Below are 23,358 nucleotides of genomic sequence, written 5' to 3'. Positions count from 1 at the left end.
TTCGCTCGGCCAGTTGGTTAGCGTCCTGTCATCCAGCGCCGGGTCATCGGAGGCGGCCGGCGCGCAATCGGCGCCAGTGCGGTCTCCCTGGCGTGGAGGGCGCTGCGCCCGAACGGCGCGACAAGGGAAAGGCGTTCACCGCGCCGGGCCTTCACACGCGCGGGTGGACGCAGACCCGCCATCGCCGCCGCTGCGCCAATCCGTGTCCAGCCGTCACGCCAGGGCAGGGAGCCGAGCGCGGGGCGTCTGAAACAACATGCGCCATCACCCGGCACGCACCGCCCCAGCCGCGACCCGCCCGCTTTTGCGAATCCCCAATCCCGACTCTCCGCCCTTCAGAGTGTCCAGTCCAGCCGCAACCCAGCCACCAAGGCATTGGGCAGGTCGCGGGTGCGCGCCGGCTCGTTGAACTGGTCCGGGTGCACGATGTACTGCAGGTTCGGCGCGATGCGCAGCTGCGGGGTCACCTCGATGCCGTAGCTCAGTTCCATCATGGTCTGGGAACGGTGCGGGGTGCCGCTGCCGCCAGCGGCGGCGCGGGCCAGGCGCAGGTCTTCCAGGGCGTCGTCGCTGTAGTGCTGCTGGGTGACGACGAAGGCGATGTTGTCCTGCGGGCGGCTGGCGAAGGTGCCGCGCTGGACCAGGCCCAGCTCCAGGAAGTGGTCTTCGATCAATTGCCCGGAGGTGCCCTTGAGCGCCGAGCCGAACAGCACCAGGCCGCGGTTGCTGTCCGGGTCGGGGCGGGTGACCTGCTGCTCGAAGCGCACGAACGCGCCGGAGCGGCCGTTGCGATTGGCGTAGTCCAGCCCGCTCAGCCGCGCCGGGTTGCCGTTGCGGTCGTTGAGCGGGTCACGGTAATCGGAGTTGTCCTGCCAGCCGCCGATCTCGTACAGCGCCGGCAGGCGCGCGCCGCTGGTCTGGGTGCTGTAGCCGATCGCGTACGGCACGATCACCCCGGTGCGGTCGTTGGTGCTCCAGTTCAGGCCGTGCTGGCCGCGCTCGGCCTGGATCGGGTTGACCTCGTAGGCGCCGACGTGGACGTAGACGTTCGGCGTCACCCAGGCCTTGGCGTGCGCGGCCCAGCTGGACACCGGCCAGTAGGTGAAGTTGCTGGTGCGGAACACGAAGGTCGGGTTGCCGCAGGCCGAGTTGCCCTGGAAGTAGCCGCACAGCTCCGAGCCCAGGAAGTGGATGTTGGCCACGCTGCGGCCGGCTTCCAGTTCCAGGCGGTCGTTGAACAGCTTCTGGTCGATGGTGAAGTTGGCCAGGCGGGTGCCCTGGCCGCCGTAGATTTCCTGCACCGAGGTGCTGTTGCCGATGTTGCCGTTGGCCAGGTTGGTGCCGTGGCGGTTGATGCCGTAGACCTTCAGGGTGGCGCCGTTCCAGCCCATCAGCCGTTGCAGGTCCACGTCGGTGCCGAACATCAGCTGGCCGGCGTAGGCGCTGCCCTCATGCTTGCCGCCGTCCAGCGAGACCGCGGCCTCGCCGGTATAGGCGAGCTTGAGCTTGAACGCGTCGCTGGCGTCCTGGGCGTGGGCCAGCGGCGCGGCGAGGGCCAGCGCCAGGGTGGCCAGGGGCAGGTGCGAGACGAGGGGACGGGACATGGCGGAACTCCTCAGCAGGGAAAGGCCGGCGCGCCGCCAGCGGCGACGGGGGGAGGGGCATCGCATGGCGACGCGCCGGCGCATGGAAGGGACTAGGCGACGACGACCGGCTTCTTCAGCACCCGCAACGCCACCGCAGTGACCACGGTGCCGGCGAGCAGCGCCACCAGGTACATGCCCAGGTGGCTGACCGCATTGGGGATCGGCAGCACGAACACGCCGCCGTGCGGCACCTTCAGCTCGGCTCCGGCGGCCATCGAGATGGCGCCGGCCAGCGCCGAGCCGAGCATCAGCGCGGGGATGGTGCGCAGCGGGTCGCGCGCGGCGTAGGGGATCGCGCCTTCGGTGACGAAGGCCAGGCCGAGCACGCCGGTGGCGGCGCTGCTGCCGCGCTCGTCCTGGGTGAAGCGGTTGCGGAACACCCAGGTGGCCAGGGCGATGCCCAGCGGCGGGGTCATGCCGGCGACCATCGCCGCGGCCATCGGCGTGTACACCTGGCTGGCAATCAGGCCGGTGGAGAAGGCATAGGCGGCCTTGTTGACCGGCCCGCCCATGTCGAAGGCCATCATCGCGCCCAGCAGCAGGCCCAGCAGCACCGCGCTGCTGCCCTGCATGCCGCGCAGCCATTCGGTGAGCCAGGCCAGCAGCTCGGCCACCGGCTGGCCGACCACGTACAGCAGGGCCAGACCGACCAGCAGAGTGCCCAGCACCGGCAGGATCAGCACCGGTTTCAGGCCTTCCAGGGTGCGCGGCAGCTTGATCGCCCGGTTCAGCGCGGCCACGCCGTAGCCGGCGATGAAGCCGGCGAAGATGCCGCCGATGAAGCCGGCGCCGAGATTGGCTGCGACCATGCCGCCGATCATGCCCGGGGCGATGCCGGGGCGGTCGGCGATGGAGTAGGCGATGTAGCCGGCCAGGGCGGGCACCATCAGGCTGAAGCCGGCCTTGGCGCCGATCTGGAACAGCGACCAGGCCAGGGTGCCCTTGTGCGCGTCGTCGAAGGCGTAGATGCCGCCGAGCGCGAACGCCAGCGCGATCAGCAGGCCGCCGGCGGTGACGAAGGGCAGCATGAACGACACGCCGGTCATCAGGTGCTTGTACGGGCCGGCGGAGCGACCGCCCTGGGCCTGGGCCGGGGCGCTGCCGCCAGTGCCGGCCGCGTGCACGCTGGCCTCGGCCAGGGCCTTGCGGATCAGCGCCGGGCCGTCGTTGATCGCCGGCTTGGTGCCGCTCTTGAACAGGCGCTTGCCGCCGAAGCGGCCCAGGTCGACCTCGCGGTCGGCGGCGATCAGCACCAGGTCGGCCGCGGCGATCTCCTCGGCGCTGAGCGCGTCCTGTGCGCCCACCGAGCCCTGGGTTTCCACCCGAATCTGGTGGCCCAGCGCCTTGGCCGCCTGCTGCAGGCCTTCGGCGGCCATGAAGGTGTGGGCGATGCCGGTGGGGCAGGAGGTGATGGCGACGATGCGCTTGCCGGCGCCCTCGGCGCTGCCGGCAGCGGCCGGAACGGCGGCGTCGGTCGTGGCGTTCGCCAGCAGCGGCGCCAGGACGGCGCCGGCATCGGCCAGCACCGCATCCAGGCTGTTGCGGTGCAGGCTGCGGCCAGCGAAGCGGGCGGTGTCGGCCTCGCCGTCGCCGACCAGCAGCAGCGGCGCGGCCGCGGATGCCGCGGCCAGGTCCAGCGGCGCGATCACGCCCTGCGGCGTGCGCACCTCGGCCTGCAGGACTGCGCCCCGCAGCGTGGCGGCATGGCGCAGCGCCTCGGCGGCGAGGACGGCTTCGGTACTGCGATCGCCGGCGGCGATCACCACGAGGATCGGATTCATGCGGGCTCCCGATGAGCGCAAGAGGGCGCGGCGCACGGCAGCGACGCGGCGGAAGTCATGACAGGGTCTCCAGGCGGACCGCGGCGGCCAGCGCCGGCAGGCGCTCGCGCGGCAGGCGGCGGGCGACGCCGCTGCCCAGCGTGGCCACGGCGAAGGCGGTGGCCTGGCGCGCGCAGGTCGCCAGGTCGGCGTCGGCGCGCAATGCCGCGACCAGGCCGGCGACCATCGCATCGCCGGCGCCGACGCTGCTGCCGCCGGTCACCTGCGGCGGCTGCGCCAGCAGCGCCTGCTCGCCGCGCACGAACAGCGCGCCCTCGGTGCCCAGCGACACCGCGACCAGGCCGATGCCGCGCGCCAGCAGCGCGCGTGCGGCGCCGAGCAGGTCGGCGGTGGTGGCCAGCGGCACGCCGGCCCATTCCTCCAGTTCGTGGCGGTTGGGCTTGATCGCGAACGGCAGTTGCGCACGCGGCGCGTCGAGGGCGGCATGCAGCGGCGCGCCGCTGGTGTCCAGCAGCACCCGCGCGCCGGCGGCGGCGGCCTGCGCCTGCAGCTGCCGCCAGGTGTCCTCGGCCAGGCCGGCCGGCAGGCTGCCGCTGAGCACCACCGGCAGGCCGGGGCGCAGCACGTCGGCCAGGCGCGCACCGATGGTGTCGAGCTGGGCCTGCTCCAGGGCCAGGCCGGGCAGGTTGATGTCGGTGGTGGCGCCGCTGTCGGCGGCGACCAGCTTGAGATTGCTGCGGGTGTCGCCGGGCACGCGCAGGCAGCGGTCGTCGATGCCGCGTTCGGCGAACAGCGCCTCGAACACCGGCGCATTGCCGGCGCCGAGCGCGCCGAGCGCGGCGCAGCGCAGGCCGGCGTCGGCCAGGCAGGCGGCGACGTTGATGCCCTTGCCGCCGGCGATGGCGTGGGCGCTGCGCGCGCGATGCACCTGGCCGGGCTGCAGCCGGTCGATCGCCACGGTCAGGTCGATCGCCGGATTCAGGGTGACGGTGACGGCATCGACGCTCATGCGCCGGCCCCGCCGTCGAGCGCCCGCACCTCGGCCGCGCTTTCGCAGTCCAGCGCGCGCTGCGCCAGCGCCTGCAGCGCATCCAGGCGGCTGCCGCGCAGGCGCGCCTTCACCGCCGGGATATCGTTGGGCGTCATCGACAGCTCGTGCACGCCCAGGCCGGCCAGCAGCGCCGCGCCGAACGCGTCGCCGGCCAGGCCGCCGCACACGCCGACCCAGCGTCCGTGGCGCGCCGCGCCCTCGACGGTGGTGCGGATCAGGCGCAGCACCGCCGGATGCAGGCTGTCGGCCTCGGCGGCCAGGTCCGGGTTCTGCCGGTCGATGGCCAGGGTGTACTGGGTCAGGTCGTTGGTGCCGATCGAGAAGAAATCCGCGTGTTTGGCCAGCGCATCGGCCTGGATCGCCGCGGCCGGCACTTCGATCATGATGCCCAGCGGCACCTCCGGCGCCTGCAGTTCCGCGCGCAGGCGCTCGCATTCGGCGCGCAGCGTCAGCAGTTCCGCTGCCGAGGTGATCATCGGGAACATGATCGCCAGGCGCGCGCCGTCCTTGGCCGCGCGGTACAGCGCGCGCAACTGCGGTTGCAGCAGGTCGGCGCGGCGCAGCAGCAGGCGCGCGCCGCGCACGCCCAGGAACGGGTTGTCCTCGCGCGGCAGGTTCAGGTGCGCGACCTGCTTGTCGCCGCCGATGTCCAGCGCGCGCACGATCAGCGCGCGGCCGTCCAGCGCCTGCGCCATCGCGGTGTAGGTGGCGTACTGCTCGTCCTCGCTGGGCGTGCTGCCACGCTCCAGGAACAGGAATTCGGTGCGCATCAGGCCCACGCTCTCGGCGCCTTGCGCCAGCGCCGCGGCGACCTGCTCGGGCAGGTTGACGTTGGCGCCGATCTCCAGGCGATGGCCGTCCTCGGTCTGCGCCGGCTGGTTGCGCTGTTCGGCCTCGCGCGCACGCAGTTGCTGCTGTTCGTCGATGTAGGCGCGGGCCGACGCCAGGTCCTCGTCCGACGGCGCCACGTACAGGCGGCCGCTCGTGCCGTCGACGATCACCGTGGCGCCATCCTCCAGGTCCAGCAGGTCGGCACCGCCGGCGACCAGCGCCGGCAGGCCGAGGGTGCGCGAGAGGATCGCGGTGTGCGAAGTCGGGCCACCCACCGCGGTGGCCAGGCCGAGCACGCGGCGGGTGTCCAGGTTGGCGGTGTCCGACGGCGACAGGTCGTGCGCGAGCAGGATGCACGGCGCGTCCGGCAACTGCTCCAGGCTGCCGCCGGCCAGGCCCGGATCCAGTTGCGCCAGCACCCGGCGGCCGACGTCGCGCAGGTCGCTGGCGCGTCCGGCCAGCACGGCGTTGCCCAGCGCCGAGAGCTTGTTGGCTAGGCGCTCCACCGACTGCTGCCAGGACCAGGCGACGCCGTGGCCTTCGACCATCAACTGGCAGGCCAGGGTGATCAGGTCGGTGTCGTTGAGGAGTTCGGCCTGGGCACGGAAGATCGCCGCATCGCCGGCGCCGAGGCGGCGCCGGGTGTCCTCTTCGATGGCCTGCAGTTGCGTGCGGGTGCGCTGCAGGGCGTCGTGCAGCAGGGCGCCGCCGTCGCTCAGCGGTACCGGCGTGTCCGCCACCGCCACGTCATGGCCGGCCAGCTTGTGCACCACGCCGATCGCCAGGCCGGGGCTGGCGCCGATGCCGACGATGGCCGGCTGCGCCTGCGGCGGGGTCCAGCCGGCGATTGGCGCGGCGCGGCGTTGCGCGGCGGCCTCGGCGTCGGCCTGCTCCTGCGCGGTCAGGCCGTCGATCACGCTGCGCAGCCGCGCCAGCGCCGCGGCGGCGTCCTGGCCCTCGGCCGAAATGGTCACGCTGTCGCCGGCGTGCAGGCCCAGTTGCAGCAACGACACCAGGTTCTTGGCATCGCCGACCTGGTCGCCGGCGCGTACCTGGATGCGGGCGGCGAAGCCGCGCGCGGTTTCCACCCAGCGCGTGGCCGGGCGCGCGTGCAGGCCGGTGGGGTAGCGCACGGTCCAGTCGAAGCGCTCGGCCAGGTCGCTGGCCGGGGCGGTGGGCGCGGCGACGGCCGCATCCTCGCTCAGCGCGGCGACGATCGCCTGTGGGTCGTCGCTGGCGAACAGCGCCTCCAGCCGTGGCGGGTCCTGGATCAACCGGGTCAGGCGCCGCAGTACGGTGATGTGGGTGTCGGACTGGGCGGCGATGGCGACCACCAGGTGCGTGGTCTGGCCCGGGTTCCACTCCACGCCGGCGCGCAGCTGCAGCACCGCGATGCCGTCGCGGCGCACCAGGTGGCGGTCTTCGCCGGTGCAGTGCGGGATCGCCACGCCATGGCCCAGGAAGGTGTTGGCCAGCGCTTCGCGGCGCAGCATGCTGGCCTCGTAGGCCGGCGGCACGCAGCCGGCGGCGACCAGCAACTGCGCCGCCTGGGCGATCGCGTCGGCCTTGTCGCGGGCCTGGACATCGACCCGGACCAGGTCGCTGGAAACCAGGGGAGAGGAGGGCGTCTGGGACACGCGGGTTCCTTGGGGTGGGCGGCGAGTGGGCGCAGTGTGGGAACGTTCCCAGTCTCTAGTCAATGTGCAGTGCACAAATCCTTCGGAAAAAGCCGGTGCTACTATCAAGAAACGCCAGGTGACAGGGAGTTGAAATGAAAACGATGCGGGAACGTTGCCAGTGAGCGTCAGCATTCACGACGTGGCCCGGGTCGCCGGCGTCTCGACTTCCACGGTGTCGCGCGCACTGGGCCAGGGCCCGGTCAGCGAAGAGGTGCGGGCGCGGGTGGAGGCCGCGGTCCGCGAGACCGGCTACCGCCCCAACCTGATGGCGCGGCGGCTCCGCTCGCAGCACTCCGGGGTGGTGGGCCTGATCGTCGCCGACATCCGCAATCCGTTCTTCACCGCGGCCATTCGCGCGGTCGAGGACGTGGCCTACCGTGCCGGCATGCGGGTGATCCTGTGCAATACCGACGAGGATCCGCAGCGCGAGGCGCTGTATCTGCAACTGATGCAGGAAGAGCGGGTCAGCGGGCTGATCTTCGCCCCCACCCGCACCACCCAGAGCCAACTGGGCAAGTTGCATTTCGACCATCCGGTGGTGCTGCTGGACCGTGCCGGCAAGGGCGGCACGCACGACAGCGTGGTCCTGGACAATGCCGCGGCGATGGCCGCTCTGGTCGATCACCTCGTCGGGCAAGGCGTGTGCCGCATCGGCGGCCTGTTCGGCAAGACCAGCAGCACCGCCGCCGAACGCCGCGATGGCTATCTGGAGGCGATGCGCGGGCACGGCCTGGCGCCGGACTACCGCGAGGTGGCGCCGAGTGCGGAGGCGGCGATCGCCGAGGTCCAGGCCTGGCTGGAACAGACGCCACGCCCGGATGCGTTGGTGGCCAGCAATAGCCTGCTGCTGATGGGCGCAATGAAGGCCGTGCGGGCTGCCGGTCTGCGCATTCCGCAGGACCTGGCACTGGCCGGCTTCGACAACGAAAGCTGGACCGACCTGGTCGAACCCGGCATCACCGTGATCGAACAGCCGGTCGAAGAGATGGGCCGTACCGCCATGTCGTTGCTGCTGGAGCGGATGAACGCGCCGGCGCAGCCGACCCGCAAGGTGGTGCTCAGCGGCCGCTGCATCGTGCGCGGGTCGAGCCTGCGCTGACTGCCGCAGGTCGGTGGTGTTGCGGGAGGGGTGCCGCTGCGGCGATGACCGTGGTCGGCCGCAGCGGGAGGGGTGACGTGCTTACCTACTCGCTGCCGTCCGGGCGCGGATAGTCGTGTTCCGGGTCGGCGTGGTCGTGCTTGGGATCGCTGTCGGGTTGATCGCGCGCTTTCCACTGCGCGTCGTCGTTGTGCATCTTGTCGGGGGTCTGGCTGCGTTGCTGGGAATCGTGGGCGTTGTCGCGATTGGCGGGCAGGGACATGTGCGGACCTTCTGGATCAGGCGGGGGTGTGCGCCGGATCTGGGTGGTGGTCGCGCTGCTCGGATCCGTCGAGGCGTGCCCAGCAGGCAACGACCAGGGTTTCGGCATCGCTCCAGGCGATGCGCGGCCAGGGGTGCTCGCCGTCGTAGCGCTGACGCAGGCGCTGCAGCCGCACGTCGTTGGATTCGCGCGGCAGTTGCAGGAACACGTCGCACGCCATCTTGATCAGGCGCGCATGTTCGCTGAACGACTGCGACCCCAGTTTGCCCGCCGCGTGCAGCGCTTTCCAATGCGCCAATTCGGCTTCGACATCCACGAGCAGGCTCGGAGCGTGACTCACGCGAGTTCTCCTTGAGTGAGAGGAAAAGGGGGATGCGGAGGCGCCCCCTGACGCGTCCACTTCCCGAGACTAGGCCGCCCCGCGTAAAGGCGGAGTGGTGCTTATGTCGTCTGCGCGGCAAGACGCGGCGGCCCGGACGCAAAGCGTGACGCCAGGCAGCGACCTTCACACACCATGTTGTGAAGGCGCCGCACGTCGCGCGCGTGAAGACGCACACATGCCTGCAACACTGGCGTTGCGCGGACCGGCTTGGTCGGCGCCAGCGGTGCGGCTTACCATGGGCGGCGTCCGCCCGCGGACTCCCATGCTTTTCACCCCCATGCACCGACGGCTACCGCTGGTGCCGCAAAGGATTGGTATGTCCGTCGCCCCCGTGTTCGATTCCGCGCCGCCGCGCATCGCCGTGATCGGCCTCGGCTACGTCGGCCTGCCGCTGGCGGTGGCGTTCGGTGCCCGCCACGACACGCTCGGCTACGACATCGATGGGGAGCGCGTGGCGCAACTGCGCGCCGGGCACGACCAGACCCTGGAACTGGAGGCCGAAGAACTGCGCGCCGGCGTGCACCTGCGCTACAGCGACGACGCGGCCGAGCTGCGCGACCGCAACGTGTACATCGTCACCGTGCCGACCCCGATCGATGCGCACGAGCAACCCGACCTGCAGCCGCTGCGCCAGGCCAGCGAACTGCTGGCCGGCGTGCTCAAGCGCGGCGACCTGGTGATCTACGAATCCACCGTCTATCCCGGCACCACCGAGGAGGTCTGCGTGCCGCTGCTGGAGCAGGGCTCGGGGCTGCGCTGCGACGTCGATTTCCATTGCGGCTACAGCCCCGAGCGGGTCAACCCCGGCGACCGGCAGCGGCGCCTGGCCGACATCCGCAAGATCACCTCCGGCTCGAACCCGGCCGCCGCCGACGCCGTGGACGCGCTGTATGCCGGCATCATCGCCGCCGGCACCTGGCGCGCGCCGTCGATTCGCGTGGCCGAGGCGGCCAAGGTGGTGGAGAACATCCAGCGCGACGTCAACATCGCCCTGGTCAACGAACTGGCACTGATCTTCGACCGGCTCGGCATCGACACCCAGGACGTACTGGATGCCGCCGGCACCAAGTGGAACTTCCTGCCGTTCCGGCCCGGCCTGGTCGGCGGCCACTGCATCGGCGTGGATCCGTACTACCTGCTGCACAAGTCCGAGAGCATGGGCTACCACCCGGACCTGATCCACACCGCGCGCCAGGTCAACAACCGGGTCGGCGCGCACGTGGCCGCACGGGTGCAGGCGCTGCTGGCCGGCAAGGGCGTGGCGATGGCCGAAGCGTCCGTGCTGGTGCTCGGCGTCACCTTCAAGGAGAACTGCCCGGACCTGCGCAACAGCCGCGCGCTGGAACTGGTGCAGGCGCTGGCCGCGGCCGGCGCCCGCGTCGACGCCTGCGATCCCTGGGCCGATCCGCGGGCGGCGCAGGCGCACGGCGTCGACCTGCTGCCGGAACCGGTGCCCGGCAGCTACGACGCGGTGGTGCTGGCGGTGGCGCACGCTGCCTACCGCGACCTGGACGCGGCGCAGATCCGCGCACTCGGCACGCCCGACCTGGTGGTCTACGACGTCAAGTCGGTGTGGCCGCGCGCGGCGGTGGACGACCGGCTGTAGGCGCCTCCCCAGGGGGGCTCGCCATGCCGCGCCACCGGCGCGGCGGGCATGCGCAAGCTGTACCTGCGCGGAGCGGACCCGGCGGCAGTGGCAACGCCACGCCCGCGACACCCTCTACACTCGCCGGCTTCCGACTCCTGCGAGGACCGCGATGCACCGCTACCTAGCCTATATCGCCAGCTGCCTGCTGCTGGCGCTGTCCATTGCCCTGTGCGCGATCTGGCCGCTGTGGGGCTGGGGCGTGGCGGCCTTCGCCGTGCTGGCGGTGCTGGGCACCGTGGACCTGCTGCAGACCCGCAGCACCCTGCGCCGCAACTATCCGATCCTGGCGCATTTCCGCTACGGCCTGGAATCGGTCGGCCCGGAGATGCGCCAGTACTTCCTGCAGAGCGACATCGAGGAGGCGCCGTTCTCGCGGCAGCAGCGCGCCCTGGTCTACCAGCGCGCCAAGAACGTGATGGACGTGGTGCCGTTCGGCACCCAGCGCAGCACCTATGCGCCGGACTACGAGTGGATCAACCATTCGCTTGCCACCAGCGAGATCGCCGACCACGACTTCCGCGTCACCATCGGCGCCGACTGCGCGCAACCGTACGCGGCCAGCGTGTTCAACATCTCGGCGATGAGCTTCGGCGCGCTGTCGGCCAACGCCATCCGCGCGCTCAACGCCGGCGCGCGCCAGGGCGGCTTCTACCACGACACCGGCGAGGGCTCGATCTCGCCCTATCACCGCGAGTGCGGCGGCGACCTGGTGTGGGAGATCGGCTCGGGCTACTTCGGCTGCCGCGACGAGGAAGGGCGCTTCGACCCGCAGCGCTTCGTCGCCAACGCGACGCTGGAGCAGGTCAAGATGATCGAGATCAAGCTCTCGCAGGGGGCAAAGCCCGGCCACGGCGGGGTGCTGCCGGCGGCCAAGGTCAGCGCCGAGATCGCCGCCACCCGCGGCGTCGCAATGGGCCAGGATTGCGTCTCGCCGTCGCGGCATTCGGCGTTCACCACGCCGCTGGAACTGCTGCAGTTCGTCGCGCGGCTGCGCGAGCTGTCCGGCGGCAAGCCCACCGGCTTCAAGCTGGCGATCGGCCACCCCTGGGAGTGGTTCGCCATCGCCAAGGCGATGCAGGAAAGCGCGCTGTATCCGGACTTCATCGTCGTCGACGGTGCCGAGGGCGGCACCGGCGCGGCGCCGGCGGAATTCATCGACCACGTCGGCGTGCCGATGCACGAAGCCCTGCTGCTGGTGCACAACACCCTGGTCGGGCTGGACATCCGCGAACGGATCAAGCTCGGCGCCGCCGGCAAGATCACCAGCGCCTTCGACATCGCGCGCACCCTGGCGCTGGGCGCGGACTGGTGCAATGCCGGGCGCGGTTTCATGTTCGCGCTGGGCTGCATCCAGTCGCTGAGCTGCCACAGCGACCGCTGCCCGACCGGCATCGCCACTCAGGACCGGCGCCGCTGGCAGCATCTGGATCCCACCGACAAGGCCACCCGCGTCGCGCATTACCACGCCAACACGCTCAAGGCGTTGCGCGAATTGCTGAGCGCCGCCGGGCTGGCGCATCCCTCGCAGCTGGGGCCGGAACACATCCTGCGCCGCATCTCGCAGGTGGAGATCCGCTCGCTGGCCTCGCTGTACCGCTACCTGGAGCCGGGCGAACTGCTGCGCACGGTGCCCGACCACGCGGTCTTCCACGACTACTGGGGCGATGCGCGCAGCGATTCGTTCCAGCCGCCGGAACGCATCCGCCGCCTGCGCGACAGCAAATCGCAATGAGCGAAGCGGCGCCGACGCGATTGCGGCAGGCGGTGCCCGAGGACATCCCGGCGCTGTGGGCGCTGCGCACTCGCTGCGTGCGCGAGGTCTGCAGCAGCCACTATCCGCCGGAGGTGATCGCGCGCTGGTCCGCGGCGCCGGCGCCGGCGTCGTACTGCGGGCTGGTCGCCACCGGCGGTGCCCTCGTCGCCGAGGACGCCGGTGGTCGCGTGCTCGGGTTCGGTGTCGTCGACGTGGCCGGTGCGGAAATCGACGGCCTGTTCGTGGACCCTGCGCTGCGCGGCAGCGGCCTCGGCCGGCGCCTGCTGCAGGCGCTGGAGCAGCGCTTGGCGCCGTGCCCGCGCATTCACCTGGCCGCGGCGCTCAATGCGGTGGCGTTCTACCGCGCCCAGGGCTACGCGGTGCTGCGCGAGGGAGGCTATCCGCATCCCAGCGGGATTGTCCTCGCGTGCGTGTTCATGGAGAAGCGCGGCGTCGCTGGGTAATCGTTGCCGGCGGGGCGTGGCCCGGGTGGCGCGGGCGCAGGGCGTGGAACGTCGTGGGAATGGCAGGGGCGGAGCACGGAGGTGGCGGTCGCGGTCGCCATGCTGTTTTGCGCCGTGGCATTCGCGGTGGGCTCGCCATCGTTGCGGCCGCCCGTTATCGTGCGGGAACCTCCCTTGGTGCCGCGCATGAACCGACCCTCGGTCCCCGATCCGGCCCCCGTGCCGTTGCCTGCCGACGAAGCGGGGCGCCTGCGTGCGCTGGCCGAGCTGGGAATGCTGGATACCCCGCAGGAGCCGGCGTTCGACGACCTGATCTGGCTGACCAGCCAGTTGTGCGAGGCGCCGATCGCGCTGGTCTCGCTGATCGACGAACGCCGGCAATGGCTCAAGGCCAGTTGCGGCCTGCCCGCCGGCACCACCGGCTATCCCCGCGAGCTGGCCTTTTGCACCTATGCCTTGCTGTCGCCGCAATTGCTGGAGATCCCCGACACCACGCTGGACCCGCGCTTCGCCGGCAATCCGCTGGTGGGCGGGGCGCCGCACCTGCGCTTCTATGCCGGCATGCCGCTGGTCGGCGACCAGGGCCACAGCTACGGCACCCTGTGCGTGATCGACATCCGTCCGCGGCAACTGGACGCGCGCCAGCGCGAAGGGCTGCAGCGGCTGGCCAGGCAGGTCACCGCGCAACTGGAGGCGCGCCGCGACGCGCGCATCGCCCACGAGCAGGCCAGGACCCTGAGCATGCTGCTGGAGACCATGCCCGATGGCGTGGTGTCGTGCCTGGCCGACGGCACCCTGGGCGAATTCAACCAGGTGGCGCGTCACTGGCACGGGGCCGATCCGCGCGCCTTGCCGCCCGAGCAGTGGTCGCAGTATTTCGATCTGTTCGACGCCAGCGGCAAGCGCCCACTGTCCCGCGAGGAGGTGCCGCTGTTCCGCGCCTGGCGCGGCGAATCGGTGCGCGATGCGGAAATCGTGATCGCCGCCAAGGGGCAGGCGCCACGTAGCGTGCTGTGCAATGCGGAACGGCTGGAAGGCGGCGGTGTCCGCAGCCTGGGCGCGGTCTGCGTGATACGCGATGTCAGCGCCGAACGGGCGGCGACGCAGGCCGCGCTGCTGGCCGGGCAGCGTTTCTCCGGCGCGTTCTCGGCGGCCGCACATGGAATGGCGCTGGTGTCGTTGGAAGGGCGCTGGCTGGATGTCAACGACGCCTTGTGCACGATGCTTGGCTACAGCCGCGCGGAGTTGCTGGAATTACGTTTCCAGGATCTGACCCATCCGGACGATCTCGCCGAGGACATGCAACGGGCGGTGGCGTTGCGCAGCGGGCAGTGCAGCGACTTCCGCGTCGAAAAGCGCTACCGCCACCGCGACGGCCATACCGTACGTGCACGCCTGGCAGTCTCGCTGGTGCGCGACGAGCAGGGCCGTCCGTTGCATCTGGTCACCCATGTCCAGGACATCACCGAGCAGCACCTGGCCGAGCACCGCCTGCGCGACAGCGAGGCGCAGTTGCGCACCATCGCCGACAACGCGCCGGCGCTGATCGCCTACCTCGACCGCGACTTGCGCTACCAGTTCGTCAACCGGCCGTATGCGGAGTGGTTCGCGTTGGCGCCGGAGCACATCGTCGGCCGCGGCCTGCACGAGGTGCTGGACCCGCAGCAACTGGCCTTGCTGCAACCGCATCTGCCGGCGGCGCTGCAGGGCGAGCCGGCGCAGTTCGATGCCGAACTGTGCGATGCCGCCGATGCCCTGCGGATCATGCATTTCAGCCTGATCCCGGACGTGGCGCTGGCGCCGCAGCGGGTCGGCCTGCACCTGATGATCAGCGACATCACCGGGCAGACCCGGCTGGCGCGTTTGCTGGAAGAGCGTGCGCTGCGCGACGAACTGACCGGACTGCCGAACCGGATGGCCTGGAACCAGGCCCTGCGGCGGCGCATGAACGAGCACCGCAGCCAGGGCCAGGTGGCGGTGATGTTCCTGGATCTGAACGACTTCAAGAGCGTCAACGACCGTTTCGGTCACCACGTCGGCGACGCGCTGCTGGTGCACTTCGCGCGGCTGCTGCAGCGCTGCCTGCGCGGGCAGGACAGCATCGCCCGGCTGGGCGGCGACGAATTCGTGGTCCTGCTGGAAGGGCTGGCCGACGCCAAACACGAAGTGCTGGCTGCTGCGGCGCGGATCATGGAGGCGTGCGCGGATGGCTGCGTGGTCAGCGGCCGGCATCTGCCGCTGCAGCCGAGCATTGGCATCGCCGTGCAGGCCGGGCCCGGCTTCGACCCGGTCCTGCTCACCCAGCGCGCCGACGAGGCCATGTACGTGGCCAAGCGTGATCCGCAGGCGCGGGTGCAGATCGCGGTGCTCTGAGCGTCGCGTGCCGCGCGTACCGGACGTCAGTGCGCGGCGTGGCGCTGCAGCCAGGTCACCGCGCCGCGCCCGGCGCGCACGCCGCTGGCGAAGCACGCGGTGAGCAGGTAGCCGCCGGTCGGCGCTTCCCAGTCGAGCATTTCGCCGGCGCAGAAGGTGCCCGGCAGGGCCCGTAGCATCAGCTGCGCATCCAGCGCCTCCAGGCGCACGCCGCCGGCGCTGCTGATCGCCTCGGCCAGCGGGCGCGGACGCTGCAGGGTCAGCGGCAGGCGCTTGAGCGTGGCCGCAGCCAGCGCCGGATCCTGGCCGGCCTGCCTGCCGAGGATCTCGAACAGCAGGGCCGCCTTGACCCCGTCGATACCGGCCTGGCGGCGCAGGTGCTCGCCGAAGCTGCGGCCGCCGCGTGGCTTGCCCAGTTCGGCTTGCAGCCGTGGCAGGTCGCGGCCGGGTGCCAGGTCCAGCCACAGCGTGGTCGGGCCGTGTGCGGCGATGGCCTCGCGCAGATCCGCGGCCAGCGCATAGATCAGGCTGCCCTCGATGCCGTGTTCGCCGACCACGCATTCGCCCTGCAGCGACTGCGCCTGGCCCTGCGCATCGTGCCAGTGCGCGACTACCGGCTTCAGCGGCGCGCCGGCGTGGCGTTCGCGGAAATGCGCGCTCCAGTCCACGTCGAAACCGCAGTTGGCCGGCTGCAGCGGCGCCACTTCCACGCCGCGCGCGCGCAGCGTGTCCTGCCAGGCGCCGTCGGACCCGAGTTGCGGCCAGCTGCCGCCACCCAGCGCCAGCACACAGGCCTCGGCCTGGACGCGCTGCTCGCCATCGTCGCCGGCGAAGCGCAGCGCGCCGTCCGCGTCCCAGCCCAGCCAGCGCTGCTGCACGTGGAAGCGCACGCCGGCATCCTTCAGCCGCCGCACCCAGCCGCGCAGCAGCGGCGCCGCCTTGCGGTCCAGCGGGAACACCCGCCCGGAGCTGCCGACATAGGTCTCCACGCCCTGCGCCTGCGCCCAAGCGCGCAGCGCATCGGCATCGAACTCGGCCAGCCAGTCGCCGACCGCCGTCGCACGTTCGCGATAGCGCGCGACGAAGCGCTCGAGCGGATCGGAGTGGGTCAGGTTGAGGCCGCCCTTGCCGGCGATCAGGAACTTGCGTCCCACCGAGCCCTTGGCCTCGTACACATCGACCTCGGCGCCGGCGGCGCGCGCGGTCTCGGCGGCGATCAGCCCGGCCGGGCCGCCGCCGACGATGACGAGTCGGCCGCGCACCGGCGCGGCGTGTTTGGCAGCGGACATGCGCGGGGGCGGCTCAACGTGGCTGGACATCGAGCAGTTCGACTTCGAACACCAGCGAGGCGCCCGGCGGGATCACCCCGCCGGCACCGTTGGCGCCGTAGCCGTAGTCCGACGGCAGCATCAGCAGGCGCTTGCCGCCCACGCGCATGCCGGCCACGCCCTCGTCCCAGCCGCGGATCACCTGGCCGGCGCCGAGCACGAAGCTGAAGGGCTGGCCGTGGTCGGCGGAGGCATCGAATTTCTCGCCGCGCTTGTCCTTGGCGTGCTCGTCGTACAGCCAGCCGGTGTAGTGCACGGTGACCCGGCTGCCGGGACGCGCTTCGGCGCCGTCGCCGACGCGCTCGTCGGTGGCCTGGAAGGCGGCGATGCTGCCACCGGGCGGCGGACCCGGCGGCGTGCAGCCGCTCAGCAGCCACGCCGGCAACGACAGGCTCAACAGCAGCAGGATTCGGCGCATGCGGGACGTCCACGGCGGGCAGGGCGTGCAAGGGTAGCGCATCGCCGCAGCGGCTATCATGCGGCGCATGGCCAAACTGCTGCTCAATCTGCGTCACGTGCCCGACGACGAACGCGCCGAGGTCTGCGCGCTGCTCGACGACGCCGGCATCGGCTACTACGAAACCCGCGCCGGTACCTTCGGCATTTCCGCCGGCGGCATCTGGCTGCGCGAGGACGCCGAGCAGCCGCGGGCCAAGGCGCTGCTGGCCGACTACCAGGCCCGACGCGGCGAACGTGTCCGCGCCGAGCGCGCCGCCGCGCTGCGCGATGGCAGTGCGGAGACCTTCGCCAGCCTGCTGCGGCAGCGCCCGCTGTTCGTGCTGGCGACGCTGTTGGGCATGCTGTTGATCGCCTCGCTGGTGCTGCTGCCGTTCCTGCTGCTGCGCGGCTAGCGGCGGCGCTGCGGGGCAACGCATCGGCACGCTTCGCCGACGCGCCGGTGCGCAACAGTGGCAGAGCTGTCACTGCAGCGGTCGCGCGTCGCAGGCCCTAAAATGCGCCGATGATCGCCAACACCGCTGCCTATCACTTCGTCGCCATTGCCGACCCCGACGCGCTCGCCGCGCAATTGCACGCCTGGGCGCAGGACGGCGACCTGCGCGGCACGATCCTGGTGGCGGGCGAGGGCATCAACCTGTTCCTGGCCGGCGCGGCAGAGGCGATCGACGCCTTTTACGCGCAACTGCGCGCCGACCCGCGCTTCGCCGATCTGCGGATCAAGACCAGCCCCAGCGCCCAGCAGCCGTTCGCGCGGCTGAAGGTCAAGGTCAAGCCGGAGATCATCAGCTTCCGCCGCGCCGCCGCCTCGCCACTGGACGCGGCGCGCGCGCCGGCGGTGGCGCCGGCCACGCTGCAGCGCTGGCTGCGCCAGGGTCACGACGACGCCGGCCGGCGCGTGGTGCTGCTGGACACGCGCAACACGCAGGAAGTGGTCCACGGCACCTTCGCCGGTGCGCTGACCTTGCCGATCGTCAAGTTCACCGACCTGCCGGAAGCGCTGGCCCCGCATCGTGAGGCGTTGGCCGACGCCACCGTGGTCAGCTTCTGCACCGGCGGCATTCGCTGCGAAAAAGCAGCGCTGTGGATGCGCGCCGATGGCATGGACAACGTGCTGCAACTGGACGGCGGCATCCTCGGCTACTTCGAGGAGGTGGGCGGCGAAGGCTATGACGGCCGCTGCTTCGTCTTCGACGAGCGCGTGGCGCTGGATCCGCAGTTGCGGCCGCTGGTGGGCGGCTGATTGCCGCGGGATTGGGGAGTCGGGATTGGGGATTGGCAAAGGCGGGCTGCCCCGCGACCGCCCGAACACTCGCGCTCTGCGCGTTGGGTTTCGGCTCGCTGCATGCCGCCGCGTCCCCTCGGAGCTTCAAAGGAATCCGCTCCAGCGAATCCCCAATCCCGACTCCCCAATCCCAGCGCTTTAGCGACTCCCCAATCCCCACGCCGTCAGGCGTACTGCATCTTCCGCATCATCCCACCATCGACCACGAACTCCTGGCCGGTGATGAAGCCGGCCTGTGCCGACAGCAGATAGACCGCCAGCGCGCCGATGTCCGGCGGCGTGCCGACCCGCCCGGCCGGGTGTTGCGCATGATCCTGCCGCGACAGTTTGGGCGTGCGTCGCGCGTTCGGCTTGCGCCAGGCGTCGGTGGCGATCCAGCCGGGGCTGATGCAGTTGACCCGTACTGCCGGCCCGGCGCTGATCGCCAGTGCGTGGGTGAAGGCCACCAGTCCGCCCTTGGACGCGGCGTAGGCCTCGGTGTCCGGTTCGGACTGCTGCGCGCGGGTGGAGGCGATGTTGACGATGGCGCCGCCGCCGGGGCTGTCGCGCAGCGCCGGCAGGGCATGCTTGCTGCACAGGAACGCGCCGCCCAGGCTCGCCCCGAGCCGCCGGTTCCAGTCGCGCAGCGACAGCCGCTCCAGCGGTCCGGTGTGCGGATCGGCGATGCCGGCATTGTTGACCAGCCCGTCGATGCGACCGAACCGGGCCAACGCGGCATCGATGAAGCGGCGCACGCTGGCTTCGGCGGCCACGTCGACGCGGCGGAACAGCAGGCGTTCGCCGGCATCCAGTTCGGCCACACAGGCGCGCCCGGCATCGGCGTCGAGATCGCCGAACACGACCTTGCCGCCAGCGCCCAGCACTGCCTGCACCACGCCGCGGCCGATGCCCTGGGCGCCGCCGGTGACCAGCACCACACGGTCGCGCAAGGGCAAAGCGGGGACAGGGGCGGGCGGCGGAATCAGCGACATAGCAGCGACCAGGCGAGGGCGGGGTCGCCAGCGTAGCCAGCGCGCCGTGCAACCCGTGTGGTAGCGCGGTAATGCAAGCAGCCAACGCCCCTCTCCCGCCGGGAGAGGGACTGGGGTGAGGGTGCGGAGCGCGTAGCGTCCGAGCGGATCTGACAATGCGAGGCTTCGCCCGTACCCTCATCCGCCCCTGCGGGGCACCTTCTCCCGAGGGGAGAAGGGAAGAGCCAAAGCCCCTCTCCCCCCGGGAGAGGGGTTGGGGTGAGGGTACGGCGCGCGCAGCGCTCGAGCGGGTCTGGCGATGCGAGGCTTCGCCCGTACCCTCATCCGCCCCTGCGGGGCACCTTCTCCCGAGGGGAGAAGGGAGAAGCCAAAGCCCCTCTCCCCTCGGGAGAGGGGGTGGGGTGAGGGTGCGGGGCGCGCAGCGCTCGAGCGGGTCTGGCGATGCGAGGCTTCGCCCATACCCTCATCCGCCCCTGCGGGGCACCTTCCCCCGAAAAGGGGGCCATGGTCCCGAGGGGAGAAGGGAGACGCCAAAGCCCCTCTCCCCCCGGGAGAGGGGTTGGGGCGAGGGTGCGGGGCGCGCAGCGCTCGAGCGGGTCTGGCGATGCGAGGCTTCGCCCATACCCTCATCCGCCCCTGCGGGGCACCTTCCCCCGAAAAGGGGGCCATGGTCCCGAGGGGAGAAGGGAGACGCCAAAGCCCCTCTCCCCTCGGGAGAGGGGTTGGGGGTGAGGGTGCGGCCGCCAGCCAAGCATCCTTCCCCATCCACACACCCACACCCAGCGCAAATCAGCGTTCCGGTCGCGACCGCTGCAATCGGCGGCCGGCGTCCCCACTACGATCACATCGCCTGCAGGAAACCGCCTCACCATGATGCCGATCTCCATCCTCGACCTGGCCCCGGTCTGCGAAGGCAGCGACACCGCCGGCGCCTTCGCCAACATGCTGGACCTGGCCCAGCACGCCGAACGCTGGGGCTACCACCGGTACTGGCTGGCCGAGCATCACAACATGCCCGGCATCGCCAGCGCCGCCACCGCGGTGCTGATCGGACATGTGGCCGGCGGCACCAAGCGCATCCGCGTCGGCGCCGGCGGCATCATGCTGCCCAACCACGCGCCGCTGCAGGTGGCCGAACAGTTCGGCACCCTGGCCTCGCTGTATCCCGGCCGCATCGACCTGGGCCTGGGCCGCGCGCCCGGTACCGACCAGGCAACCGCGCGCGCGTTGCGCCGTTACTTCGACAGCGCCGATCAGTTCCCGCATGACGTGGCCGAACTGCTGCGCTACTTCGAGCCGGCGGTGGACGGGCAACTGGTGCGTGCCGTGCCGGGCGCCGGCATCGAGGTGCCGGTGTGGCTGCTCGGCTCCAGCCTGTTCAGCGCGCGCCTGGCCGCGGCGATGGGGCTGCCGTTCGCCTTCGCCTCGCATTTCGCCCCGGACGCGATGGACGAGGCGCTGGCGGTGTATCGCCGCGAGTTCCGTGCCTCGGCGCGGCTGCAGGCACCGTATGCGGTGCTGGCCTTGAACGTGGTGGCCGCCGCGTCCACGGCCGAGGCGCGGCGCCTGTTCACCACCCAGCAGCAGAGCTTCGTCAACCTGCGCCGCGGCCGCCCCGGATTGATTCCGCCGCCGATCGACGACATCGAGGCGTTCTGGGCACCGCACGAGAAGGCGGGCGTGGAACGCGCGCTGGCCTGCACCGTGCTCGGCGATGCCGATACGGTCGCGCAGGGCCTGTCCGACTTCGTCGCGCGGCACCGTCCGGACGAGTTGCTGTTGACCGCGAACATCCACGATCACGCCGCGCGCTTGCGCTCGTTCCAATTGGCGGCGGACGCATGGACGCAGGTCGCTGCGGCCGCCTGATGCGCGCGTCTGCGCGCGTGTCTACGAGCGCAGACGCACTCTCGCGAGGAGTGCTGGATTTGCATTGATATGCATCACATCATGTGCGGGTTTCACGAGCTCTTGATTTTCCCGGGTATGTCATCGCTCCACGTCGCGCATCAGCGTGGCGCTCGGCCCGAAAACATGGCCGGACAACGACGTAGAACAGGGGGCAGTAATGAACGCACAGCATCCGAAGGCGCCGGTGCATGAGTGCGGGCTGGAAGCAGCCTTGCAACAGATGAGCAAGTATCTGGAGCGCGCGCGCAGCCGCGCGACCGAGCGTACGACGCAGGCCACATCGCCGCGTCCGTCGCATATGCGCAACGTGTTCGCCAGCGATGCAGAACTGTCGCTGGTGAGGTGAGGCAGGCAAGCGGACCATCGCCGCTGCCGTCGCGCGATCAGCGCAGCTTCTGCATCCACTCCCGGCCCAGGTCGACCATCTGGTCCGAGGCCAATCCCAGACTCAGCGCCACGGCGATGCTGCCCAGCCACGAAAGCAGCATCAACCCACCGTCGCGCTCCAGCAACGCCAGCGCGAACAGCAGCAGCATCGCGCCGAAGGCGTAGTTGGTGAACGGGATCGGCAGCGACAGCAGGATTCCCAGCACGATCAGCAACAGCCCGCTGAAGGCGCGCGCCGGCAGCGTGTCGACCAGCACCGACAGGCGTGGCTTGAGCAGCCGGTCCAGGCGTCGCAGCCACGGCGCGATGCGGCCCACGAAGCGCTGCATGGTGCGGCGGCGCGGCCCGCGCTCGCCGATGAAGCGTGGCAGCCACGGCTTGCGCAGCCCGATCAACATCTGAAGGCCGATCAGCGTCACCAGCGGCCCGCTGATGCCGCCGGCCAGACCCGGCACCGGCAGGAACGCCGGCAGGATCGCCACGAACAGGAACACGCCGAACGCGCTCTGCTGCAGGTCGGCGAGGATCAGCCGCAGCCGCAGGTGCTCCTCGGGATCGCCGAGGACGAAGGTGTCGAGCAGGGTGCGGATGCCCTCGGCGCTGTAGCCGTGGTCGCGCTCGTGCGGCTCGCCACCGGGTACGTCACCCGGTGATGTCATCGCTGTTCTCGTCCTGCAGCTTGCGCAGCAGCAGCTTGTCCACGCGCGCGCCGTCCAGGTCGACGATCTCGATGCGCCAGCCGGCCCAGTCGAAGAACTCGCCGGCGTGCGGGATGCGCCCGAAGTAGTAGATGCACAGGCCGGCCAGGGTGTTGTAGTCGCCTTCCTCGGCGCTGGGCAGTTCGGCGCCGCCTAGCAGTTCGCGCAGGTCCTCGATGGCCAGCGAGCCGTCGATCAGCAGCGAGCCGTCGGCGCGGGTCACCACCAGCGCGTCCTCGTCGGCGTTGTCGGCCGACTGCAGGCGGCCGACCACCGCGCCCATCAGGTCGCTGATCGTCACCAGGCCCTGGATCTCGCCGTATTCGTCCACCACTAGCGCCATCGACTGCTGCTCCTCGCGGAAGATCTCCAGCAGCTTCATCGCGTGGGTGGATTCGGACACGAACAAGGTGTCGCGCAGGCTCTGGAACAGCTGGGTGGCGTCGCCGTCCATGCGCGTGACCAGGGATTTCACCTCCAGCACGCCGGCGATGTCCTGGTCGCTGCCGCGGTACACCGGGTAGCGCGAGAACTCGTGCTCGCGCATGGTCTGGAAGTTGCGCTGCGGCTCGGCGTTGGCGTCGAGCCAGGCGATGCGGTTGCGCGGGGTCATCAGGCTGTCGGCGGTACGGTCGCCCAGGCGCATGACCCGGTTCATCATGTCGCGCTCGTGCGCGTCGATCACGCCGGCCTCGTGGCTCTCGGCCACCATCATGCGGATCTCCTCTTCGGTCACCGAGGCCGATTGCTCCTTGCCCAGGCCGAACAGGCGCAGCACCAGCCGGGTCGAGCGCGACAGCACCCACACGAACGGCGCGGCGATCCAGGCCAGCCAGCCCATCGGCACCGCGACGAAGCTGGCGATGGTTTCCGAACGGGTCAGCGCCAGGCGTTTTGGTACCAGTTCGCCGAAGATCAGCGTCATGAAGGTGATCAGCACGATCGCCAGGGTCTTGCCGATCAGCGCCGACCAGGGCTGCGGATCGCCGAACAGGGTGAAGTTGGCTGCCAGCGCCGGGAACAGCGCCTGCAACTTGGTCGCGATCGCCACGCCGATGGCCTCGCCGCCGAACACACCGGTCAGGATGCCGATCGCGGTGATGCCGATCTGCACGGTGGACAGGAAGTGCTCGGGGTTCTCGGCCAGCGCCAGCGCCTTGGCCGCACGCGTGCTGGACTGGGCCATCTGCTTCAGCCGGCTCTTGCGCGAGGTCATCAGCGACATCTCGGACATCGCGAAGAAACCGTTCAGCAGCACCAGGGCTGCCACGATCAATAGTTCAAGCATGCGCGCGCTCCTTGGCGCCAAGGAAAGCGGGGACATGGGCGCCGTTGCGGCGCGGGGGAGGGGGG

General features: G+C 71.0%; 20 protein-coding genes. 9 read left to right on the top strand and 11 right to left on the bottom strand.

The window, feature by feature from the left end:
- Positions 1-335 precede the first annotated feature (335 nt).
- The 4 genes from QN245_RS12235 to ptsP form a co-directional block, all read right to left on the bottom strand.
- Positions 336-1,604, bottom strand: a complete 1,269-nt coding sequence (locus QN245_RS12235) for a carbohydrate porin (RefSeq protein ID WP_317843304.1) — start codon at positions 1,602-1,604, stop codon at positions 336-338.
- 92 nt (positions 1,605-1,696) lie between these two features.
- Positions 1,697-3,427, bottom strand: a complete 1,731-nt coding sequence (locus QN245_RS12230; protein WP_317843303.1) for a PTS fructose transporter subunit IIC — start codon at positions 3,425-3,427, stop codon at positions 1,697-1,699.
- 55 nt (positions 3,428-3,482) lie between these two features.
- Entirely contained in the window at positions 3,483-4,436 is a 954-nt protein-coding gene (gene pfkB / locus QN245_RS12225; protein ID WP_317843302.1) for a 1-phosphofructokinase, read from the bottom strand.
- Complete coding sequence (ptsP, locus tag QN245_RS12220) at positions 4,433-6,946, bottom strand: phosphoenolpyruvate--protein phosphotransferase (RefSeq protein ID WP_317843301.1); 2,514 nt, start codon at positions 6,944-6,946, stop codon at positions 4,433-4,435. The genes pfkB and ptsP overlap by 4 nt, the downstream gene beginning before the upstream one ends.
- A gap of 160 nt (positions 6,947-7,106) precedes the next feature.
- Between ptsP and QN245_RS12215 the strand changes: the two genes are divergently transcribed.
- Positions 7,107-8,087: a LacI family DNA-binding transcriptional regulator gene (locus tag QN245_RS12215; protein WP_317843300.1), complete on the top strand. Its 981-nt coding sequence runs from the start codon at positions 7,107-7,109 to the stop codon at positions 8,085-8,087.
- A gap of 85 nt (positions 8,088-8,172) precedes the next feature.
- On the opposite strand, the gene QN245_RS12210 is transcribed toward QN245_RS12215, so the two are convergent.
- The gene (locus QN245_RS12210; protein ID WP_317843299.1) at positions 8,173-8,349 is read right to left on the bottom strand and encodes a hypothetical protein; all 177 of its coding nucleotides are present in this window, start codon (positions 8,347-8,349) and stop codon (positions 8,173-8,175) included.
- Positions 8,350-8,365: 16 nt separating this feature from the next.
- The gene (locus QN245_RS12205; RefSeq protein ID WP_160964977.1) at positions 8,366-8,689 is read right to left on the bottom strand and encodes a transposase; all 324 of its coding nucleotides are present in this window, start codon (positions 8,687-8,689) and stop codon (positions 8,366-8,368) included.
- Positions 8,690-9,047: 358 nt separating this feature from the next.
- Here QN245_RS12205 and QN245_RS12200 point away from each other — a divergent pair, with 358 nt between their 5' ends.
- The 4 genes from QN245_RS12200 (at position 9,048) to QN245_RS12185 (ending at position 14,969) form a co-directional block, all read left to right on the top strand.
- Positions 9,048-10,337, top strand: a complete 1,290-nt coding sequence (locus QN245_RS12200; RefSeq protein ID WP_317843298.1) for a nucleotide sugar dehydrogenase — start codon at positions 9,048-9,050, stop codon at positions 10,335-10,337.
- A 151-nt stretch (positions 10,338-10,488) separates the two neighbouring features.
- The gene (locus QN245_RS12195) at positions 10,489-12,111 is read left to right on the top strand and encodes an FMN-binding glutamate synthase family protein (RefSeq protein WP_317843297.1); all 1,623 of its coding nucleotides are present in this window, start codon (positions 10,489-10,491) and stop codon (positions 12,109-12,111) included.
- A complete protein-coding gene (locus QN245_RS12190; protein WP_317843296.1) occupies positions 12,108-12,596 on the top strand; it encodes a GNAT family N-acetyltransferase in 489 nt (162 codons plus the stop codon). The genes QN245_RS12195 and QN245_RS12190 overlap by 4 nt, the downstream gene beginning before the upstream one ends.
- Before the next feature lie 186 nt (positions 12,597-12,782).
- The gene (locus tag QN245_RS12185) at positions 12,783-14,969 is read left to right on the top strand and encodes a diguanylate cyclase domain-containing protein (RefSeq protein WP_317843295.1); all 2,187 of its coding nucleotides are present in this window, start codon (positions 12,783-12,785) and stop codon (positions 14,967-14,969) included.
- Between the two features lie 26 nt (positions 14,970-14,995).
- Here QN245_RS12185 and QN245_RS12180 read toward each other — a convergent pair whose 3' ends face one another.
- Positions 14,996-16,258 (bottom strand): TIGR03862 family flavoprotein, encoded by a 1,263-nt coding sequence (locus QN245_RS12180; RefSeq protein WP_317843294.1) that lies wholly within the window; start codon positions 16,256-16,258, stop codon positions 14,996-14,998.
- Between the two features lie 13 nt (positions 16,259-16,271).
- The gene (locus QN245_RS12175; RefSeq protein ID WP_160964965.1) at positions 16,272-16,715 is read right to left on the bottom strand and encodes an FKBP-type peptidyl-prolyl cis-trans isomerase; all 444 of its coding nucleotides are present in this window, start codon (positions 16,713-16,715) and stop codon (positions 16,272-16,274) included.
- Between the two features lie 67 nt (positions 16,716-16,782).
- Here QN245_RS12175 and QN245_RS12170 point away from each other — a divergent pair, with 67 nt between their 5' ends.
- Both QN245_RS12170 and QN245_RS12165 read left to right on the top strand, forming a co-directional pair.
- Positions 16,783-17,148 (top strand): DUF6164 family protein, encoded by a 366-nt coding sequence (locus QN245_RS12170; RefSeq protein ID WP_317843293.1) that lies wholly within the window; start codon positions 16,783-16,785, stop codon positions 17,146-17,148.
- A 110-nt stretch (positions 17,149-17,258) separates the two neighbouring features.
- The gene (locus tag QN245_RS12165) at positions 17,259-17,996 is read left to right on the top strand and encodes a sulfurtransferase (protein WP_184448528.1); all 738 of its coding nucleotides are present in this window, start codon (positions 17,259-17,261) and stop codon (positions 17,994-17,996) included.
- A 206-nt stretch (positions 17,997-18,202) separates the two neighbouring features.
- Here the strand turns inward: QN245_RS12165 and QN245_RS12160 are convergent, their stop codons facing one another.
- Positions 18,203-19,009 (bottom strand): SDR family oxidoreductase, encoded by an 807-nt coding sequence (locus tag QN245_RS12160; RefSeq protein WP_317843292.1) that lies wholly within the window; start codon positions 19,007-19,009, stop codon positions 18,203-18,205.
- Between the two features lie 870 nt (positions 19,010-19,879).
- Here QN245_RS12160 and QN245_RS12155 point away from each other — a divergent pair.
- The gene (locus QN245_RS12155) at positions 19,880-20,878 is read left to right on the top strand and encodes an LLM class flavin-dependent oxidoreductase (protein WP_160964957.1); all 999 of its coding nucleotides are present in this window, start codon (positions 19,880-19,882) and stop codon (positions 20,876-20,878) included.
- Positions 20,879-21,023: 145 nt separating this feature from the next.
- Entirely contained in the window at positions 21,024-21,266 is a 243-nt protein-coding gene (locus QN245_RS12150; RefSeq protein ID WP_255421689.1) for a hypothetical protein, read from the top strand.
- A gap of 37 nt (positions 21,267-21,303) precedes the next feature.
- Here the strand turns inward: QN245_RS12150 and QN245_RS12145 are convergent, their stop codons facing one another.
- Together QN245_RS12145 and QN245_RS12140 are read right to left on the bottom strand one after the other, a co-directional pair.
- Positions 21,304-21,966 carry an exopolysaccharide biosynthesis protein gene (locus tag QN245_RS12145; RefSeq protein WP_317843291.1) on the bottom strand — a complete coding sequence of 221 codons (663 nt, stop codon included), beginning with the start codon at positions 21,964-21,966 and terminating at the stop codon, positions 21,304-21,306.
- The gene (locus tag QN245_RS12140) at positions 21,950-23,293 is read right to left on the bottom strand and encodes a hemolysin family protein (RefSeq protein ID WP_160964951.1); all 1,344 of its coding nucleotides are present in this window, start codon (positions 23,291-23,293) and stop codon (positions 21,950-21,952) included. The genes QN245_RS12145 and QN245_RS12140 overlap by 17 nt, the downstream gene beginning before the upstream one ends.
- Positions 23,294-23,358: the final 65 nt, after the last annotated feature.

The organism is Xanthomonas rydalmerensis (assembly GCF_033170385.1).
GTDB classification, from domain to species: domain Bacteria; phylum Pseudomonadota; class Gammaproteobacteria; order Xanthomonadales; family Xanthomonadaceae; genus Xanthomonas_A; species Xanthomonas_A rydalmerensis.
This window is presented reverse-complemented; position numbering and strand designations above follow the sequence as displayed.